The organism is Solwaraspora sp. WMMD791 (assembly GCF_029581195.1).
Taxonomy (GTDB): Bacteria; Actinomycetota; Actinomycetes; order Mycobacteriales; family Micromonosporaceae; genus Micromonospora_E.
Window position 1 is genome coordinate 5,470,202 of sequence record NZ_CP120737.1, and the last position, 18,651, is coordinate 5,488,852.

Annotated in this window: 22 protein-coding genes; 14 read left to right on the top strand and 8 right to left on the bottom strand. The window is 70.7% G+C overall.

All coding sequences use genetic code 11. The annotated features are described in order from the left end of the window. Window positions 1–50 precede the first annotated feature (50 nt). Entirely contained in the window at window positions 51–860 is an 810-nt protein-coding gene (locus O7623_RS24455) for an alpha/beta hydrolase (RefSeq protein WP_282225330.1), read from the bottom strand. Window positions 861–1,000: 140 nt separating this feature from the next. Here O7623_RS24455 and O7623_RS24460 point away from each other — a divergent pair, with 140 nt between their 5' ends. From O7623_RS24460 to O7623_RS24475, 4 genes are all read left to right on the top strand, one after another. Continuing rightward, the gene (locus O7623_RS24460; RefSeq protein WP_282225331.1) at window positions 1,001–1,570 is read left to right on the top strand and encodes a helix-turn-helix transcriptional regulator; all 570 of its coding nucleotides are present in this window, start codon (window positions 1,001–1,003) and stop codon (window positions 1,568–1,570) included. Further along, window positions 1,567–2,163: a hypothetical protein gene (locus O7623_RS24465; RefSeq protein ID WP_282225332.1), complete on the top strand. Its 597-nt coding sequence runs from the start codon at window positions 1,567–1,569 to the stop codon at window positions 2,161–2,163. The genes O7623_RS24460 and O7623_RS24465 overlap by 4 nt, the downstream gene beginning before the upstream one ends. 66 nt (window positions 2,164–2,229) lie before the next feature. Further along, a complete protein-coding gene (locus tag O7623_RS24470) occupies window positions 2,230–2,538 on the top strand; it encodes a DUF2516 family protein (protein ID WP_282225333.1) in 309 nt (102 codons plus the stop codon). Next, entirely contained in the window at window positions 2,535–3,425 is an 891-nt protein-coding gene (locus tag O7623_RS24475) for an alpha/beta hydrolase (RefSeq protein ID WP_282225334.1), read from the top strand. Before O7623_RS24470 ends, O7623_RS24475 begins: the two co-directional genes overlap by 4 nt. On the opposite strand, the gene O7623_RS24480 is transcribed toward O7623_RS24475, so the two are convergent. Together O7623_RS24480 and O7623_RS24485 are read right to left on the bottom strand one after the other, a co-directional pair. Next, window positions 3,400–4,707, bottom strand: a complete 1,308-nt coding sequence (locus O7623_RS24480) for an MFS transporter (protein ID WP_282225335.1) — start codon at window positions 4,705–4,707, stop codon at window positions 3,400–3,402. The two genes, O7623_RS24475 and O7623_RS24480, sit on opposite strands and share 26 nt — an antisense overlap. Next, on the bottom strand, window positions 4,704–6,032 hold the full coding sequence (locus tag O7623_RS24485) for an NAD(P)-binding domain-containing protein (RefSeq protein WP_282225336.1): 1,329 nt from the start codon (window positions 6,030–6,032) through the stop codon (window positions 4,704–4,706). Before O7623_RS24485 ends, O7623_RS24480 begins: the two co-directional genes overlap by 4 nt. A gap of 133 nt (window positions 6,033–6,165) precedes the next feature. On the opposite strand from O7623_RS24485, the gene O7623_RS24490 reads away from it, so the two are divergent. Both O7623_RS24490 and O7623_RS24495 read left to right on the top strand, forming a co-directional pair. Then, window positions 6,166–6,903 (top strand): alanyl-tRNA editing protein, encoded by a 738-nt coding sequence (locus O7623_RS24490; RefSeq protein WP_282225337.1) that lies wholly within the window; start codon window positions 6,166–6,168, stop codon window positions 6,901–6,903. 1 nt (window position 6,904) lies between these two features. Further along, window positions 6,905–7,735: an EI24 domain-containing protein gene (locus tag O7623_RS24495; RefSeq protein ID WP_282225338.1), complete on the top strand. Its 831-nt coding sequence runs from the start codon at window positions 6,905–6,907 to the stop codon at window positions 7,733–7,735. A 178-nt stretch (window positions 7,736–7,913) separates the two neighbouring features. Here O7623_RS24495 and O7623_RS24500 read toward each other — a convergent pair whose 3' ends face one another. Continuing rightward, complete coding sequence (locus O7623_RS24500; protein WP_282225339.1) at window positions 7,914–8,960, bottom strand: hemolysin family protein; 1,047 nt, start codon at window positions 8,958–8,960, stop codon at window positions 7,914–7,916. Next, the gene (locus O7623_RS24505; protein ID WP_282225340.1) at window positions 8,957–10,393 is read right to left on the bottom strand and encodes a hemolysin family protein; all 1,437 of its coding nucleotides are present in this window, start codon (window positions 10,391–10,393) and stop codon (window positions 8,957–8,959) included. The genes O7623_RS24500 and O7623_RS24505 overlap by 4 nt, the downstream gene beginning before the upstream one ends. A 304-nt stretch (window positions 10,394–10,697) precedes the next feature. On the opposite strand from O7623_RS24505, the gene O7623_RS24510 reads away from it, so the two are divergent. From O7623_RS24510 to O7623_RS24530, 5 genes are all read left to right on the top strand, one after another. Beyond that, the gene (locus O7623_RS24510) at window positions 10,698–11,738 is read left to right on the top strand and encodes a sporulation protein (protein WP_282225341.1); all 1,041 of its coding nucleotides are present in this window, start codon (window positions 10,698–10,700) and stop codon (window positions 11,736–11,738) included. Window positions 11,739–11,806: 68 nt separating this feature from the next. Then, a complete protein-coding gene (locus O7623_RS24515; RefSeq protein WP_282225342.1) occupies window positions 11,807–12,031 on the top strand; it encodes a hypothetical protein in 225 nt (74 codons plus the stop codon). A gap of 206 nt (window positions 12,032–12,237) precedes the next feature. Beyond that, window positions 12,238–13,737 carry a family 43 glycosylhydrolase gene (locus O7623_RS24520; RefSeq protein ID WP_282225343.1) on the top strand — a complete coding sequence of 500 codons (1,500 nt, stop codon included), beginning with the start codon at window positions 12,238–12,240 and terminating at the stop codon, window positions 13,735–13,737. Between the two features lie 136 nt (window positions 13,738–13,873). Further along, window positions 13,874–14,437 (top strand): exonuclease, encoded by a 564-nt coding sequence (locus tag O7623_RS24525; RefSeq protein WP_282225344.1) that lies wholly within the window; start codon window positions 13,874–13,876, stop codon window positions 14,435–14,437. A 128-nt stretch (window positions 14,438–14,565) separates the two neighbouring features. Continuing rightward, entirely contained in the window at window positions 14,566–14,853 is a 288-nt protein-coding gene (locus O7623_RS24530; RefSeq protein ID WP_282225345.1) for a hypothetical protein, read from the top strand. A 39-nt stretch (window positions 14,854–14,892) separates the two neighbouring features. On the opposite strand, the gene O7623_RS24535 is transcribed toward O7623_RS24530, so the two are convergent. Both O7623_RS24535 and O7623_RS24540 read right to left on the bottom strand, forming a co-directional pair. Beyond that, window positions 14,893–15,228: an HIT domain-containing protein gene (locus tag O7623_RS24535; RefSeq protein WP_282225346.1), complete on the bottom strand. Its 336-nt coding sequence runs from the start codon at window positions 15,226–15,228 to the stop codon at window positions 14,893–14,895. Between the two features lie 103 nt (window positions 15,229–15,331). Beyond that, entirely contained in the window at window positions 15,332–15,709 is a 378-nt protein-coding gene (locus O7623_RS24540) for a DivIVA domain-containing protein (RefSeq protein WP_282225347.1), read from the bottom strand. 455 nt (window positions 15,710–16,164) lie between these two features. Between O7623_RS24540 and O7623_RS24545 the strand changes: the two genes are divergently transcribed. From O7623_RS24545 to O7623_RS24555, 3 genes are all read left to right on the top strand, one after another. After that, entirely contained in the window at window positions 16,165–16,941 is a 777-nt protein-coding gene (locus O7623_RS24545) for a helix-turn-helix transcriptional regulator (protein ID WP_282225348.1), read from the top strand. Continuing rightward, window positions 16,932–17,126: a DUF397 domain-containing protein gene (locus O7623_RS24550; protein WP_282225349.1), complete on the top strand. Its 195-nt coding sequence runs from the start codon at window positions 16,932–16,934 to the stop codon at window positions 17,124–17,126. Before O7623_RS24545 ends, O7623_RS24550 begins: the two co-directional genes overlap by 10 nt. A gap of 701 nt (window positions 17,127–17,827) precedes the next feature. Beyond that, entirely contained in the window at window positions 17,828–18,085 is a 258-nt protein-coding gene (locus O7623_RS24555) for a type II toxin-antitoxin system Phd/YefM family antitoxin (RefSeq protein WP_282225350.1), read from the top strand. Window positions 18,086–18,143: 58 nt separating this feature from the next. On the opposite strand, the gene O7623_RS24560 is transcribed toward O7623_RS24555, so the two are convergent. Continuing rightward, the gene (locus tag O7623_RS24560) at window positions 18,144–18,647 is read right to left on the bottom strand and encodes a nucleotide-binding protein (protein ID WP_282225351.1); all 504 of its coding nucleotides are present in this window, start codon (window positions 18,645–18,647) and stop codon (window positions 18,144–18,146) included. Between the last annotated feature and the right edge of the window lie 4 nt (window positions 18,648–18,651).

An 18,651-nucleotide genomic window follows, 5' to 3' on the forward strand; every position in this document is an offset into this window, starting at 1 on the left:
TCAGCGCGTGCGGTAGCGCGGCGGTTCAGCGCGTGCGGTAGCGCGGCGGTTCAGCGCGGTAGGGCGGCGAGGAAGTCGCGCAGTGCGGCGTTGACCTCGGCCGGGCGTTCCAGCGGCAGCAGGTGCGCCGCGCCGGGCACGTCGGGCAGCCGCCGGGCGTGCGGGATGCCGGCGGCGAGCAGATCGGCCAGGGTGCGGATGTCCGGCACGTCGAGCGCGCCAGCGGCGACGAGCACCGGTACGCCGATCTCGCCGAGCCGCCGGGCCGCTGGCGGGTCGAGTTCGTGCTGGGTGACGTCGCCGAGTGCGGCTTCGGCGGCGAGGGCGCGTCGGTCCATTTCGTGGGCGAGGCTGAGCAGCCACGGGTCGACGTCGGCCGGCTGGCGGTGCGGGCCGACGACCCAGAACCGGACCTCGGCGTCGGCCATCGCGTCCAGGTCCTCGGGGTCGACCTGCCCGACGAGGTCGTCCCAGAGCGCTTCGGTGGCGTCGGACCAGTCGTGGCCGCCGAGCGCGGAGCCGAACAGGGCGAGCCCGGTGACCCGGTCCGGGTGGGCGAGCGTGGCGTCGAGCGCCACCGCGCCGCCGAACGAGCAGCCGACCAGGGTGGCGCGGGCGACGCCGAGCGCGTCGAGCAGCCCGATGACGTCGTCGTGGTGGGCGAACGCCGCCGACGGCAGGTCGGATTCGCCGTACCCGCGCAGGTCCATGGCGATCAGCCGGGCCTGGCCCGACAGCGCCGCCAGCTGCGCCTGCCACATGCGGCGGTCGGCGATGCCGGCATGGATCAGCAGTACGGGTGGCCCGTCGCCGATCTCGTCGTAGTGGATCGTCGCGTCGCCTACTCGGGTCGATGCCATCGTCCGGGGAGCCTAGCGGCGGCCGTCGGGGGCGGGCGACCGGGTTTCGGGTGACTCCGGAGGAATCGCCGCCGGGTGACTCCGCTAACTTTCGCAAGCATTCGCTAGCAGAAGCAAGCACCTCGGGCTACCGTCGAATCATGGCCACACCGAAGGACCTGCCTCGCGACATCGGGGGCTTCATCCGCGACCTGCGGCACAACGCCCGCATCTCGCTGCGTCAGCTCGCCGAGCAGGCCGGCGTGAGCAACCCGTACCTCAGCCAGGTCGAGCGTGGCCTGCGTAAACCCAGCGCCGAGGTGCTGCAGCAGCTCGCCAGCGCGCTGCGGGTCTCCACTCCGGTGATGTACCTGCGGGCCGGACTGCTCGACGACAACCACGGCCAGGGAGTGCTCGCCGCGATCGCGGCCGACCCGGACCTGTCGATGGCGCAGAAGCAGTCGCTGAGCCAAATCTACGAAACGTTCCGTCGGGAGAACGCCCGGCACGCCGAGACGCACCCCGACACCACGCCGCCGAGCGCCGCTGCCGCCGAGGCCGAGGACCAGGCGCTGCAGTCGGTGGCCGTCACCGAAGCCGGTGCCGCGCCCGCCCCGCCCACCACGACCCCGCCAGCGGATCCGCCCAAGAAGACCACCGCCCGGCGCCGTACGCCCCGCGCCGGGACCACCGATCAGGCCGCCGCCGCGGCCGAGGAGGAGCAGTCATGAGCCAGCCGAAGACCAAACGGATCCCCGCTCCGCTGTACGCCGTCGCCGGCGCCGGTGACCTGGCCTTCCAGCAGTTGCGCAAGCTGCCGACGGCCGTCACCGAGCTGACCGGCAAGGCCACCGTCACCACCGCCGACCTGCGGACCAAGGCCGCGCAGAGCACCGCCGAGCTGCGCGAGCGGGCCAACAGCGGCACCGACCTGGACCGGCTGCGGACGCTGGCGCTGCGCAACCGGGACGCTGTCCTGGCCGGCGCGCAGGCCGCCAGCCAGCGGGCGATGGCGATCTACGGCACCCTGGTCGCCCACGGCGAGCGGGTCGTCGGCACCGGAGTCGTGCGGGCCGCCGACACCGTCACCGCCGACATGGAGGCCACCGAGGCCCCGGCCCAGGTGACCGCGACCACCCAGCGCGAGCCGGAGCCGACCCGGGCGACGGTCGCGACGGCCACCGAGGCCCCGGCTGCCACTGCCACCGAGGCCTCGACGGCGGCCGAGGCCGCGCAGGCCACCGCGCCGACGGCGGCGGCCGAGGCCCCGGCGAAGATCAACGGGTCGAAGCCGACCAAGCGGACCCGGCCCTCGACCAAGTAGTTCGAGTTCGTCCGCGCCCCGGACGCAGGTGGCACGCGTCCGGGGCGCGCGGCATAAGCTTTGGTCATGGACTCTGCCGCGCCGCTGTTCTATGCCGACGTTCGGTACATCCTCGACCTGGCGCTGTTCGTGTTCGCACTGGTGGTCCAGGGTGTCGCCCTGGTGCACTGCGTCACGCAGAAGGGCGAGGCGTTCCCGGCGATCGGTACCCTGCCCAAGGGCGCGTGGCTGGCCATTCTCGGCATCTGTCTGCTGCTCACGTTGCTGTTCCAGGTCAGCCTCTTCGGGCTGATCGGGATCGCCGCCGGACTGGTCTATCTGCTCGACGTCCGGGTCGGGCTACGGGACATCTCCGACGGCAGAGGGTCCTGGTGAGAGATTTCCGTTGGCCGCCGCCACCTGACGGCGGCCCGCGCACGTACGGACCTGGACCGTCCGGCCCCCGCACCGGCCGACCGGCGCTGCCGGAGCCGGAGACCGACATCGTCACCACCGCACACGGCGTGGCGCTGGAACAGCTGATCACCGGTGCCGGCGAACCGACGACCGTGTTCGCCCACGGCCTGGCACACGGCATCGCCACCACCCGGCCGCTGGGCAGTGGAGTGGCCGGCCGCAAGGTCTTCTTCCAGTTCCGGGGGCACGGCCGCTCGGCGGCGCCGGACGGCCCGTGGGACTACCCGGACCTGGCCCGGGACCTGCGGGCGGTGGCGGACCTCTCCGGTGCCAGCCGGGCCGTCGGGATGAGCCTGGGTGCCGGTGCGCTGGCCCGGCTGCTCGTCGACAGCCCGCAACGGTTCGACCGGGTCGTGCTGTTCCTGCCGGCGGTGCTGGACACTGCCCGGCCGGTCTCGGCCCGGCACCGGTTCGCCGAACTGGTCACCGCCGTCAACGACGGTGACGTGTCCGGGGTGGCCGAGGTGATCGCCGCCGAGACGCCGGTTCAGGTGCGCAACACGCCGGGCGCCTGGGCGTACCTGCGGACCCGGATAGACCAGTTGCTGCGCGACGGCCTCGCCACCGAGCTGGTGGATCTGGCCACGGCGGTGCCGGTGCCCGACCCGGCCGCGCTGGCAGCGGTCACCGCCCGGGTCCTGGTGATCGGCTGCGTCGGCGACGACCTGCACCCGGTCGAGACCGCCGAGCGGTACGCCGCCGTGCTGCCTGACGCGACCCTGCACGTCTACGACCGTCCCGGCGTGCTCTGGAACCACCGGACCGACCTGCGGCAGCGGGTCAGCGACTTCCTGAACGCCCCGTAGCCGGGTCTGGCGACTTCCCGCCGACGGCGGCCACCGCCGCCGCGGCAACCGCACAGCACCCCGCGACGGCGGCCCACACGACCGTCCAACTGCCGGTGACCTGCTGCAGCACCGCCGCGCCGAGCGGGGCGAGCGCGGTCACCAGGGTCACCGGCACGACCAGCACCGCCGAGATGGTCGCGAAACCGGTGGTGCCGAAGAACTGGCTGAGCAGCGTCGGTCGGGCGAGCGTGGCCACCCCGAAACCGAGGCCGAAGCAGATGATCCCGGCGACCGCACCGACGGTCCCGCCGGCCACCGCCGGCAGTACCCCGGCAGCGACCGCCTGCACCGCGAACACTCCGGCGATGACCAGGGTCGGGGTCTGCCACCGCTGCAGCACCGTCATGGTGATCCGCCCGGCGACCGACAGCACGCCGAGCCCGCCGACGACCGTCGCCGCGAACGTGGCGTCGTGTCCGGCGTACTGCAGGAAGCTCACCAGGTGGATGGTGACGGTGACCAGCCCGGCGGCGTGCGCCACGAAGGCGGTGGCCAACAGCCAGAACCGGTGGTCACGCACGGCGCGCCCGAGCGCGGCCCGACCGGGATCCGGCCGGCGGTCGGCGCGGGGGCCACGCCGGCCACGTCCGAACCCGCCAGGTGCGACCGCCCGTCCCGGTGGTCGGCGGATCACCGTGGCATGCAGCGGTACGGTGAGACAGCCGTGTACGGCGGCCAGGACCAGAGCGGTGACCCGCCAGCCGTACCGGTCGACGAGCAGCCCGGTCAGCGGCAGGAAGATCGTGCTGGCGAAACCGGCGACCAGGGTGACCGCCAGCAGCGCGGTCGGTCGGCGCGCGGCGTCGAACCAGCTGACCACCACGGCGAACGCCGACTCGTAGAGCACCAGCGCGCCGACCGCGCCGATCGCCGTCCACACCAGATAGAGCTCGGCCAGGGTGTCGACCCGGGAGAACCCGACCAGCGCCAGGGTGCCGGCGATCGAGCCGGCGGTCATCGAGGCACGGCCACCGTACCGGTCGAGCCAGCGCCCGACCGGCACCGCGAGCGCGGCACCAGCCAGCACCGACGCGGTGAAGGCGCCGGTCGCCTGGGTCGGACTCACCGCCAGGTCGGCGGCGACCGCCGGCAGGAAGACCGGGAACGAGTAGTACAGCGCGCCGTAGCCGACGGTCTGGGTGACCGCCAGCGCCGCCACGATCCACCAGGCCCGACGGTACGGCGATCCGTCGCTGCCCCCGGTTACCGCCGGCGGCAGCGACGTGGCGACGGTGGTCAACCGCAGCAGCCGCCGGCACCGACCGCGCCCTGCCCGGTGCCGGCTTCGGCGTCAGCCGGCGACAACGGGTAGGCCAGCGTCGCCGAGCAGACTCCGGTCTCCGGCAGGTCGAGCTGGACGTCGCGGGCGGCGGTCCAGTCGCCGGCCAGCGCCGCCGCGATCGACCGGACCTGCTCGTAGCCGGTGGCCAGCAGGAAGGTCGGCGCGCGGCCGTAACTCTTCATCCCGACCAGGTAGTAGCCCGGCTCCGGCTGGCTGAGCTCGTCCACCCCGTGCGGGCGGACGGTGCCGCAGGAGTGCTCGTTCGGGTCGATCAGCGGGGCCAGCATCCGGGTGCAGCCGAGCGCCGGGTCTAGGTCGAGACGCAGCTCGTCGGCGATCCGGTGGTCGGGGCGGAAACCCGTGGCCGAGACGACCCGGTCGGCGGTCAGTGTCCGGCCGTCGGTGGCGACCAGCTCGGCGCCGCCGTTGTCCGGCAACGTCCGGACACTGTGTACGGCGAACCCGGTGACCAACTCGACCCGACCGGAGTCGACCAGCAGTCGCAGCCCGGTGCCGAGCGCACCTCGGCCCGGCAGGGCGTCGGCGTCTCCGCCGCCGAGGGCCCGGTCGATGCTGGCGCCGCGGGTGGCCCAGGTGATCCGGGTGCCGGGCTCCTGGTCGGCGAGTTCGGTGAGGGCCAGCAAGGTGTTGGCGGCGGAGTGGCCGGCGCCGACGACGACGGTGTGGCGTCCGGCGTACGCAGCCCGGTCGGCGCCGAGCACGTCCGGCAGGGCACCGCTGATCAGGTGGGCGGCCTGCGGCTCGCCGTGGGCGGGCAGCCCGTTGGCGCCGAGGACGTTGGGTGTACCCCAGGTGCCGGTGGCGTCGATGACGGCACCGGCGCGGATCTCCGTACCGTCGGCGAGCCGGACCACGAACGGTGCCTGCTGCCGGCCGGCGGTGCGGACCCGGTCGACGCCGGCGCGGCCGAGCGCGACCACCCGCGCGCCGTAGCGGATGCGGTCGGCCAGTGCGGGCAGTTTGGCCAGCGGTTCGAGGTAGTCGCCGACGAGTTCGGCGCCGGTCGGCAGGTGGTCGGGGTCCGGGGCGGCCCAGCCGGCGGCGTCGAGCAGCCGGCGGGCGGCGGCGTCGATGTCGTAGCGCCACGGGGAGAAGAGTCGGACGTGGCCCCACTGGTCGACGGCCGCGCCGGCCCGGCTGCCGGCTTCGAGCACCAGTAACGGCAGTTGGCGTTCGTGCAGGTGGGCGGCGGCGGCCAGGCCGACCGGCCCGGCACCGATGACGACGACCGGCAACTCCTCGTTGATCATGGACCCCTCCATCGCGGTGAACGTCTTGTCTTGATGATTGTCGAACCAGTCCTACGATGGCGGCTGATTCGACGTCAGTCAAGTTCGACACTCATCGAATCAGCCGTACGGGCGATCCGTGCCGCACGGCGGTACCCTGCCATCCGTGGGTGTCACCAGTCACGGCCGAACCGACCGACTCGACCTGCGCGACCCGACCCTGCGCGAGTGGCAGTGCACCGTGCTGCACGCCGACGCCGAACAGGGCATCGTGCTGGACCGTTCCGCGTTCTACCCGGGCGGCGGCGGCCAGCCGCCGGACCACGGCGTGCTGCTCTGGCAGGGCGTGCAGACCCGGATCGTCGGCACCCGCAAGAGCGACGACCTCTACCTGCTCCCCGCCGAGGGCGACCCGTTGCCGCCGGTCGGCGCCACCGTCACCGGCGCGGTCGAGGACACCCGGCGCAGCCTGCTGATGCGTACCCACTCCGGGCTGCACGTGCTCTGCGGCGTGGTGTTCCGCGACTTTGGCGCGCTGGTCACCGGCGGCAACATGGAGCCCGGCGAAGCCCGGATGGACTTCAACCTGCCCGAAGTGCCGCCCGGCTTCAAGACGCAGCTGGAGGACCTGGTCAACGCCGAGGTCGCCGCCGACCGGGCGGTCGCCGTGCGGGTCCTCGACCGCGACGCCGCGCTGGCCATCCCGGACATCATCCGCACCCAGGCCAACCTGATCCCGGCGGACGAGCAGGAGATCCGCATCGTCGACATCGTCGGGCTCGACGTGCAGGCCGACGGCGGGACCCATGTCGCCTCCACCGCTCAGATCGGCACGGTGCAGGTGGTCAAGGTGGAGAGCAAGGGGCGGGCCAACCGCCGGGTCCGGCTGCGGCTGGTCGGCTGAGATGGTCCGCGCCTTCCTCGACGGCGTACGGCTGTTCCTGCGCGGCTTCGGCACCTACGCCCGCAACCCGAAGATGGTGCTGCTCGGCCTGATCCCGGCGGTCATCTCCGGGGTGCTCTTCGTGGCCGCCTTCATCGGCTGGGTCAGCATCGTCGTCGACCTCGCCGACTGGCTCACCCCGTTCGCCGACGGCTGGTCGACGGGCCTGCAGGACGCCGTACGCGGCACCGTCGCCATCGCCCTGCTGGCCCTCGGCGGCCTGCTCGGGGTGCTCACCTTCACCGCCGTCACCCTGCTGATCGGGGATCCGTTCTACGAGAAGATCTCCGAGTGGGTGGAGGACCACCACGGCGGCGTACCGAACGCGGTCGACGTGCCGTGGTGGCGGTCGCTGTGGCACAGCCTGCTCGACTCGTCCCGGCTGATCGCGTTCGGCATCCTCATCGGTGTCCCGCTGTTCGTCTGCGGGTTCATCCCGATCGTCGGACAGACCGTGGTGCCGGTGCTGGCCGCCCTCTTCGGCGGCTGGCGGCTCGCTCTGGAGCTGGTCGGCTCCGCCTTCTACCGCCGTGGTCTGCGGCTGCCGGACCGGCGAGCGGCGTTGCGGGCGAACCGGCCCCGCTCGCTCGGGTTCGGGGTGGCGGTCTTCTGCTGCTGCCTGATCCCGTTCGGCGCGGTACTGATCATGCCGGCGGCAGTGGCCGGCGCGACCCTGCTCGCCCGCCAGTCGCTCGGCCAGCCGACGGGCGGGCCGTTGCCGCCCGGCGGGCCGTTGCCGGCGGGCGTCCCGCCGGTGGCGGGCGGCGGGACCCGCGACGCCCACCACCCGTGAGTGACGCCTCGCTCCGGTCGGCCCGAGGAGACACATCCGCGTTCGACGATATTCCTGTGAGGAATGATTATTCCTCACAGGAATATCGTCGGTGGGTAATAGTGCGTCCAGCGCCAGCCAGCTGGCACGCCACCGGCCGGTCAGCCAACCGCCGGCCGGCCAGCCAACCGCCCTGCGGTCAGCGGCTGGCGGCCTGCGCGGCGTCGCGGACCTCGCCGACCAGCTCCTCGATGACGTCCTCCAGTGCGGCCAGACCGGTCAACCGGCCGTCGGTGTCCACCACCCGGGCCAGGTGTGCGCCCTGCTGCTGCATGACGGTGAGGGTGTCCCGCATCGGCTGGGTGCCCCGGACCGTGACCAGCGGCCGGATCAGGTGGGCGTCAACCGGTTGCGTCCGGTCGGCTGCCGGTGCCCCGAGGACGTCCTTGACGTGCAGGTACCCGGCCACCTCCGCGTTGCCGTCCAGGACGGGGAACCGGGAGTAACCGGTGTCGGCGCACCGCTGCTCCAGCTCGACCGGGGTGCTGGCGGCCGGCACCGTGACCAGCGACTCCAGCGGGATCGCTACCCTCGCCGTCGGCTGGTCGCTGAACGCCAGTGCCCCGGTCAGCAGCCGGTGCTCGTGTTCGTCGATCAGGCCCTCACGGCGGGACTGGGCGATGAACCCGGAGACCTCTTCCCGGGTGAACGCGGAGGTCACCTCGTCCTTCGGCTGCACCCGCAGCAGCCGCAGCACGATGTTCGCGACCTGGTTGAGCAGCCAGATCAGCGGCCGCAACACGGTGACGACGCCGTACAGCACCGGGCCCAGGACCAGCGCGGAGCGCTCCGGGCCGGCGAGGGCGATGTTCTTCGGCACCATCTCGCCGATCACCATGTGCAGGAAGACCACGATCGCCAACGCGATGGCGAACGCGATCGGATGCACCAGCGCCTCCGGCACCCCGAGTGCGGCGAAGGCCGGCTCCATCAGGTGCGCCACCGCCGGCTCGCCGATGGCACCGAGCCCGAGGGAACAGACGGTGATGCCGAGCTGGGCACCGGCCATCATCAGCGACACGTTCTCCATCGCCCGCAGGGTGACCCGGGCCAGCCGGGAGCCGGCGGCGGCCCGGGGCTCGATCTGCGTCCGGCGGGCGGAGATCAGCGCGAACTCGGCGCCGACGAAGAAGGCGTTGCCAGCCAGCAGCAGTACGCCGACGAGGATCGCTACGCCGTCGCTCATGATCCGGTCCCGTTCGAATGGTCGGCGGAGTGTCCGTTCGCGCGGCCGCGCGCGTTCCCGGCACCGGCACCGGCACCGGCACCGGCGGTCGCGGGGGCGCGGCGCAGCAGCAGCCGGTCGACCCGGCGGCCGTCGACCCGGGTCACCGTCAGGTCCACCGGTACGGCCGTCGGCAGTCCGTCGCTGTCCGGGTGCTCCCGGTCGTCGGCGACCACGGTGACGCTGTCACCGACCCGGGGCAGCCGGCCGAGTTCCTCGATGATCACACCACCGAGGGTGTCGGAGATCCGGCCTTCCGGCAGGTCGAGCCCGGTCAGCCGGGCCGCCTCGTCGGGGCGCAGCAGTCCGGAGAGCTGCCACGAGCCGTCGGCGGCCTGCAGATGCCGGCCGGTCGGGCGGTCCTGTTCGTCGGCGATCTCGCCGACGATCTCCTCGACGAGGTCCTCCAGGGTGACGATGCCGGCGGTGCCGCCGTACTCGTCGACCACCACCGCCATCTGCAGCCCGCGGCCGCGCAGCGTGGCGAGCAGCGGGTCGAGCTCGGCGGTCTCCGGCACCTCGGGCAGCTCGACCATGACCGATCGGACCTGCTGGGCGTCGCGCTCATCGGCCGGTACGGCGAGCGCGTGCTTGAAGTGAACCGCGCCGAGCACCTCGTCGACCCCGTCCCCGGTGACCGGGAACCGGGCGTGGCCGGTCGCGGCGGCCAGCCGCAGCACCTCGGCGACGGGCGCGTCGGCGGCGACGAACCGTACCCGGGGTCGGGGGGTCATCACGTCGGCGGCGGTCCGCTCGCCGAAGTCGATCGATCGGGAGACCAGCTCGGCGGTCTCCGCGTCCAGGGTGCCTTCCGCGCCGGAGCGGCTGACCAGCGACGCCAGCTCCTGAGGGGTACGGGCGGAAGCCAGCTCCTCGGTGGGCTCGATGCCGAACGCGCGCAGGATCCGGTTCGCCGTACCGTTGAGGAACCGGATCAGCGGGCCGGCGGCGCTGGTGAACCCGCGCTGGGCTCCGGCGACGACCCGGCCGACCCGCAGCGGTTCGGCGATGGCCCAGTTCTTCGGCACCAGCTCGCCGAAGATCATCTGGAAGCAGGTGGCCAGGATCAGCGCCAGGGTCAGCGAGATCGCGGTGGTGGCGCCCTCGGACAGGCCGGTCAGCCCGAGCGGGCCGCGTAGCAGGGTGGCCAGTGACGGCTCGGCGAGAAAACCGACGACCAGGCTGGTCACGGTGATGCCGAGCTGCGCCCCGGAGAGTTGGGTCGACAAGGTACGTAGGCCGCGCAGCAGGCTGGCCGAGCGGCGGTCACCGGCGGCGGCCTGCCGCTCAACGGTTGCCCGGTCGACCGTGACGAAGGCGAACTCGGCGGCCACGAAGAGGGCGTTGGCGGCGATCAGCAGCACCGCGACACCCAGCAGTATCCATTCCGTCACCGCCTCGCCGCTCCTTCCGGATCGACGGGGCGGCGGGGACTGTGTGGGTCGCTGTCATCCGACATGTCGCCCAGCCTAGACGGTCCGAACGGGGGCCAACCTGGGAGTTGACTGGGAACTACTCCGAAGAGTATTCACTATATAACTTTTCGTAGTTGATACCGGGCGTTCAGGTTCCTCCCAGCGTGGGCCGTTACGATGTCGGCGTCCCAATCCTCAATAGACGATCGTGACCGCTGTGTGAGGTAAGGGAACCGTCGATCCGCTGACCTCATCGCAGCTGCGACCTCAGGGAGAACGTCAGGTGGTCTTCAAACGGATGCTCGGAGCCTTCGGGGTCGGTGGGCCGAGCGTCGACGCCGTCCTGTCCAACCCGAACACCCGGCCGGGCCTCGCGCTGACCGGCCAGGTCGACCTCGCTGGCGGCAACTTCGACACCGAGCTCGACCAGGTCACGGTCGGCCTGGTCACCCGGGTCGAGGTCGAGGGCGGCGAGCAGGAGGAGACCGCCGGCGTCGAGTTCCATCAGGTGTACGTCGCCGGAGCGCTGCAGTTGGCCGCCGACCAGCAGCTGAGCCTGCCGTTCCAGGTCGAACTGCCCTGGGAGACCCCGATCACCCACTTCTACGGCCAGCCGCTGTCCGGGATGACCCTGGGCCTGCGTACCTCGGTCTCCGCACGCGGCGCGGCCGACCCCGGCGACCTCGACCCGGTCGCCGTGCACCCACTGCCGGTGCAGGAGCGGATCCTCGAGGCGTTCGGCACCCTCGGCTTCCAGTTCGTCGGCGCCGACCTGGAGTACGGGCAGCTGGCCGGGCTGCCCCAGACGCTGCCGTTCTACCAGGAGATCGAGTACGTCGCCCCGCCGCAGTACCCCGGTGTCCGCCAGGTCGAGCTGACCTTCCTGGCCGACCCGTACGGCGTCGCCGTGGTGCTCGAGTTCGACAAGCAGGCCGGGCTGTTCACCCCCGGCCACGACTCGTACGGCCACTACCGCGTCGCGCACGACGACGCCGACCGACTCGACTGGACCAGCCACGTCGACGGCTGGATCCGCCAGGCGCTCGACCAGCGGCAGACACTGCTCGGCGGCGGCTACCCCGCGCCGGGCTACGGCGCTCCTGCCGGCTACGGCGCTCCGGGTCCGTACGGGCCCGGCCATCACCCGGAGCACGAGGACCGCGGCCCGGGGATGGGCGGGGTGATCGCCGGTGCGGTCGGCGGTGCCGCGCTGGGCTTCGGCGCCGGGATGCTCGCCGAGCAGGCGTTCGACGCGTTCGGCGACGACGACGGCGCGGTGGCCGAGGGCGACGACGGCGGCGAGGAAGAGTTCGACGAGGAGTAGCCGCCCCACGACCTGGCCGGCCCGACCCGGGCCGTGCCACGACCCCGAACAGAAGGAGAAGACACCCGATGCCGGTCACCGCTGACCTCACGACCCTTGTCGACAAGGCCTACCAGGACAAGTCTCTGGCCGAGATCGTCGACGCTCCGGTCGCCGCCCTGAAGGGCGTCAGCGACAGCGATGCCAAGCTGCTCAAGGACGCGTTCGGCGTGGTCACCGTCGGCGACCTCGGCCGCAACCCGTACTTCCGGACCGCGCAGGCGCTGGTGAGCCTGACCGACGGCGGCAAGTAGTTCGACGGCGGGCGGCGGGCCGGCCGGGGCGTGGCGCCCCGGTCGGCCCGCCTGTTTCGTGCAGGTGTCGAAAAGATGTCGGGCAACCCTTGACCTCGGTCGATGTTAACGCAAACACTGCGAGGGAAACCGGGGCCGCGTCGCGTCTGACCGGCACAGCCCTGCCCGTCCATCGAAAGGCAGCGTCGATGCACCGAACGAGACCGGTGGCGAGGCAGCTGGCGACAGCCGTCATCCTGGCCACCGTGGCGACGACCCTCGTGACGACCCCGGCCAGCGCGCAACTCACGGCGTCGGCGGAACCCGCAGCGTCGGCGGAACCCGCACCGTCGGCGGACACCGTCACGGCGTCGAACCTCTCCACCACGGCGCAGTTCACCAACCCGATCGCCGAGCAGCGCGCCGACCCGCACGTCTACCGGCACACCGACGGCTACTACTACTTCATCGCCACCGTCCCCGAGTACGACCGGATCGTGTTGCGCCGCGCCACCACCCTGCAGGGCCTGGCCACCGCCACCGAACGGGTCATCTGGCGCAAGCACGCCACCGGCGAGATGGGCGCGCACATCTGGGCACCCGAGCTGCACTTCATCGACGGCAAGTGGTACATCCACTTCGCCGCCGGCCGGGCCGAGGACATCTGGGCCATCCGCCCGTACGTGCTGGAATCCTCCGCCGCCAACCCGCTCGACGGGCCGTGGATCGAACGCGGCCAGATCCAGCCACCGCGCAGCAGCTTCTCCCTCGACGCCACCACCTTCGTCCACAACGGAGTGCGTTACCTGGCCTGGGCCGAGTACGCCGGCAACAACTCCAACATCTACCTGGCCCGCATGGTCAACCCCTGGACCTACACCGGCACCCCGGTCATGATCAGCACCCCGACGTACGGCTGGGAGACCCGCGGCTACCGGGTCAACGAAGGCCCGGCGGTGATCATCCGCAACGGCCGGGTATTCATGACCTACTCGGCCAGCGCCACCGATGCCAGCTACGCCGTCGGGCTGCTCACCGCCTCGGCCAGCAGCAACCTGCTGAACGCGTCGTCCTGGACCAAGAGCCCCAACCCGGTGCTGGCCAGCAACAGCCGTACCGGCCAGTGGGGGCCCGGCCACAACTCGTTCACCGTCGCCGAGGACGGCAGCGACGTCATCGTCTACCACTCCCGCAACTACGAGCGCTACCTCGGCAACGGCTACGACCCGCTGAGCGACCCGAACCGGCGTACCCGGGTGCAGAAGATCTACTGGAACGCCGACGGTACGCCGAACTTCGGCGTACCGGTGCCGGACGGCCGCACCCCGGTCCGGCTCGCCGCCCACGACCAGCCGGACCGCTACCTGCGGCACTGGGAGTACCGGGTCCGTCTTGAGGCGAACGTCGCCAACCTGGCCGATTCGCAGTTCCGGGTCGTCCCCGGTCTGGCAAACTCCGCCGGCATCTCGCTGGAGTCGACCAACTTCCCCGGCTACTACCTGCGGCACCGCAACCACCAGATGTGGGTGGAGGCCAACGACGGGTCGAACCTGTTCCGCTCAGACGCCACGTTCATGGCCCGCAGCGGGCTGGCCGACGCCGGCAAACTGTCGCTGGAGTCGGTCAACTTCCCCGGCCAGTACGTCCGGCACCGCGACGGCCTGCTCTACCTGGAAGCCGTACCGGACGCCGCCGGCCGCGCCTCGGCCACCTTCGCCGTGAGCTGACCCGACCACCCACCTCCATGATCGCGATGATCTTGCGCTTATCGCGAGGATTTGTCCGTTTTGTTCAACGATAAGTGCAAGATCATCGCGATCATGGAGGGCCTCCCGGCGTGGGAGGTGCCGTACCGTGCCGGATGTGGCACAAGCGGAGATCTACGTCAGCACGGACGTCGAGGCGGACGGGCCGATCCCCGGCCCGCACTCGATGTTGAGTTTCGCCTCGGCGGCGTACACGGCAGGCAAGGAGCTGGTCGGCACGTTCAGCGCCAACCTGGTCACGCTGCCCGGCGCCAGCGGCGCGCCGCAGACCATGGCGTGGTGGGAGACGCAGCCGGAGGCGTGGGCGGCATGCCGGGCCGACCAGGAGGAGCCGGCGGTCGCGATGGCCCGCTACACCGAGTGGCTGGCCCAGCTGCCGGGCCGGCCGGTGTTCATCGGCTACCCGGCGGCGTACGACTTCATGTTCGTCTACTGGTACCTGATCCGCTTCACCGGATCGAGCCCGTTCTCCCACTCGGCGCTCGACATCAAGACGTACGCCATGGCGCTGATGGGCACCGGCTACCGGACGACGTCGAAGCGGACCATGCCCCGCGAGTGGTTCGGCGAGCACGAGCATGAGCACGTCGCCTTGGACGACGCTATCGAGCAGGGAGCCCTGTTCTGCGCCATGCTCGCCGCGAACCCCGCGACCCGCTGACCCGGCAACCCGCTTCTGCCCTGATGTGAGGCTGAGATACCTCTCGACACCGGGATGAGGTGTCTCAGCCTCACATCGTGTGCCGGCGATGCCGTCACACCCGCGCGACGCGCCAAGAAGGTGACGCGATGCGACAAGCTGTCTGGCTGCTCGACGCCGCACGGGAGGTCGTCGCCCAGGGACGGCCGCTGATCTGGACCGACGACGCCGAGACGCCGACAAACGGTCCCGTGTACGAGGAACTCACCGCCAGCGGGCGCGCGCTGCTGATCGCTCCGCTGCCGAATCGCGGACTTCAGCCTGCGCACCTGGATCAGATCGAAGTCTTTGTGGCGAGCGCGGCTGCCAGCGCGGACAGCGAGGGCGTCGACGCGCTGCGGGCCGCCCGCCGGCTGCTCGGCGGACCGGGAGACTAAGGGCTGGGCCAGCGATGATCGCGCTGGCGGTGGTGGTCATCAGTCGTGACGCAACGGCTCGCCGCTGTTGACGTGGAAGTGCAGATGTTTGGAATCCTGGTATCCACCGAGGTTGGTCAGGACGCGGGCTGCGCCGTGTTCGGCGGTGACCTGTGCCGCGATATCGCGGACGACGGTCAGAACTTGATGAACCTCGGAGATGTCGGCGTCACCGAGGTCTACCAGTGACGGGATATGGCGTTTCGGAATGACGACGATATGGACGGGCCAGAAGGGCCGGGTGTGATGGAAGGCGAGCACGTGGGCGGTCTCGGCTACGACCTGGATCGGGGTCTTGCCGTTGAGTGCCTGCTCGCAGTAGAAGTCGTCGGTCATTGGATCGATGGTAGTGGTGTCCACAGGTGAGGGCGGGTATGCGCGCTGACGACGGCTTGTGCATGGTGGATCCGGTGGTGCCGTTCGGCGGGGGGTAGCTCAGTCAGCGGTAGCCCGACGGGGTGGCCGTCGGCGCGTGGCTGCTCTGCCAGCGGCGCAGCGCGTCTTTGATCCGGTCGTTCTGTTCGTACGTGCGGTCGAGCTCGGCGTAGAGGACACCGAGGTCGTAGGCGACCCGGTCGAGGAACGCCGCGACGTCGGCCGGGTCGAGGCCACGTCCGTGGGCGCGTCGGCTGGCGGTGCGGAAGTGCTGGCTGCGGACCTGCCAGGGCCGGATCGGCCGGTACCCGGTCGGTCGCTGGTTGCGGCCATTTCCGGGTACGCGGTACACGCCGTTGCCGCCGGGCCAGTCGCGCGGTGGCAGGGCCACCATCCGACGCCGCTGCCAGCGGACCCGCCACCGTTGCCACAGTTCTCGCATCGCGTTTTCCTCCCCTTGCGTGTCGGGTGTGTGGAAGGGGTGGCCCGGCCGCTTTGCCGAACCGGCCGGGCCACCCCGCCCCAATCACCGCAGCCCTCCTTGGCAGTACGGCAACCAGGGCAGTCTTCGATTCACGGAGCACCAATCAGGTCGGGGCCCGGGGCGCGTGCGTACTCCATTTCGGTGTTGCTTTGCGGGAACGCGGTGTCGGCCGCGTTTCGGCCACGGACCAGCACCGGATCAGCCCTGGCACGGGGGTTCCTGGGCTGTTCGGTGTTGACGGCGGTGGCCGTGAAATGGTTTTCTCGCACGCGCCCCGGGGGCTCGGTCCTCCGTGGATCTTGCTTTTTCAACTTCCTACTCCTCCACCCTGGACTATCCACCCCATCCGATGGAAGATGTGGGAGTCGGAGGGTTCTCGGAGAGTTCCTACGAATCTGATAAGGGGGCCGATAATGATCGACTTGCAGGAGGCCATCCGCAAGGAGCGGACCGCGCGAGGGCTGTCACAGGAGCAGCTCGGTGCGCTGGTCGGGGTGAGTGGGTCGTCGATCGGCAGCTACGAGGCGGGGCGGCTGGTCCCGGTGCCGGCGATCGCCAAGGCACTCGACGGCGTCTTCGAGACCGGCGACCGGATCCAGCGGCTGGCGGCCCAGGCGCGCGGGCAGTCGATCGCCCCGTTCCTGCAGTCGTGGGCCGAAAGCGAGGCGCAGGCGAGCATGCTGCGCTGCTTCGAACTCTCCGTCGTGCCGGGGCTGTTGCAGACCGAGGCGTACGCCCGACATGTGCTCACCGACATCGGCCCGGTCGACGATGTCGAGACGTCGCTGGCCAACCGACTGGCCCGGCAGGAGGTGCTGACCCGGGCGGAGAGTCCGGCGTACTTCGTCGCGGTACTGGACCGGTCGGTGCTGCACCGGCAGATCGGCTCGCCGGACGTGATGGTGGAGCAGTTGACCGCGATCCTCGCCGCCTGCGACCGGCCCAACGTGCGGGTGCACGTCGTTCCGGCGACCGCCGGGGCGTACGCCGGGCTCAACGGTCCGTTCGCGCTCGGCACGGTGCACGACCGGATGGTGGGCTACCTGGACACCCACCTCGGCGGCGAGCCCATCGACGACCTGCAGCAGGTGCGCCGGCTCGAACGAGCGTGGGAAGATGTCCGCAGCTACGCCCTGCCCGTCGCGGAGTCCCGCGACATGATCGAGAAAGCGGCGCTGACATGGAGCTGACCGGCACCCCGCGTTTCCGCAAGTCGACCAGGTCCAACGGTGCTGGTGGCAACTGCATCGAGGTCGCCGACAACCTGCCCGGCGCGGTGCTGGTACGCGACAGCAAGGACCAGACCGGCCCGGTGCTCACCTTCGCCCCCGCCGCCTGGTCCACCTTCGTCACCCACCTCCCCACCCACCCCTGACCCACGCCTGTCTCGCTCGGCGGTGCCCAACCCGCGCAAACGGGAGTTGGGCGCCCGATTGAGCGACCAACCAACGCGCGTCCGAGATGTCGGCTCTTCGGGCTCATCGCTGGCGTCGGTCGGGCTGAGGCTGGGTTCTACGTACTGATCACCGGGGAAGGCAAATCGATTTGACAGGCCGTCCGACGAGTGAGATAGTCGGCCTTGCGTGATCGTGGATCGTTTAACGATCCGTGATCACGGTGGTGCCCTCGCCTCAAGCGTCAACTTGAAACGAGGGCAGGTCCGGCGAGTTGTTACGCCGAACCACCGCTCCAGGAAGTTAGAGCTTCCAGGAGCCGCACCGCTAGGTTGAGCAGTCTCAACACGAGATCTGCCGCCCCGCTGACCCGTCGGTTGAGCCTCCTCGGATCATTCCCCGACGGGTCGCCTTGTGCTTGTGTAGGCATACGCGTTCACCTCCCTCCGCGCCGAGGCGGCGACTTGCCGGCCTCGGTGCGCAAGGAGGTGGGCATCCTCACTGCACAGTCCTACTCGCACGGACTCTAGCGCATGCCGTCGTAGCGACAGATCCGGGGTGGTGCTTCGTCGGGTCGTTGGGCAGCAGGTACCTTCGGTAGACCGCCCTCGTGTCGGCGGTACCACGGCCATAGCCTCGTGTAGCAACATTGCTACTTGCTGGTCGTCGGGAGGTGGTAGCAATGACCGTCATGACGGTGTCGAGTCGTGAATTCAACCAGGACACGGGACGGGCGAAGATCGCCGCTCGCAGCGGACCGGTCTTCATCACCGATCGGGGTCGCCCCGTGTATGTGCTGCTTACGATCGAGGACTACCAGCGGTTGACCGGCCGCCACGGGAACATCGTCGACCTGATCGCGCTGTCCCTGAACGAAGGCGACGTCGAGTTCGGAGTTGCGCCATCACGTGACCTGGCCCGGCCGCCGGACCTCGGCTGATGTTCCTGCCCGATCGGTCCCATCGAGTGCCCCTCACTCGCTGGCTCGGCCCCGCAGGTCAAAGAAGCCCTTCGTCGCTGGCCCACTTCGCGAAACCCCCTGGGCCGAAGGGCAGCCGGTACGAGTTCTGCAGGAGATCATCAGCGAGCGCGGAGACCAACGGAACGGTGAGGAACTCCTGTCGGATCGCGTCACACAACAGTCCCAGAGTGCCGCGGACCTCGACCTGGCGTGACTTCGCCGCGTTCCTCGCCACCCGGTCGTCGACAACGGCGATCGCTCGGGGTGTGGCTTCGGCCAGGGCAAGAACGCCGCACTCCCCGGCGTTTCTGCCGTCCGGTCCGACGAGCCGCTGCGAGTAGTAGGTGAAGGCGGTGATCTGGGGTGATTGATCGAGTCGGACCACGTCGATCCAGTCGGCGTCGAGCACCATCTGCAGGTAGCCATGCCGGGCTGCCCCATCGCGTAACTCGTCCTCGACGACATCAGGTATCACCACGCTGGCCTCTGCGAGGATGGCCTTTAACACGCCGAGCCACTGGCTGCGGGCGAAATGGCTCAACGGA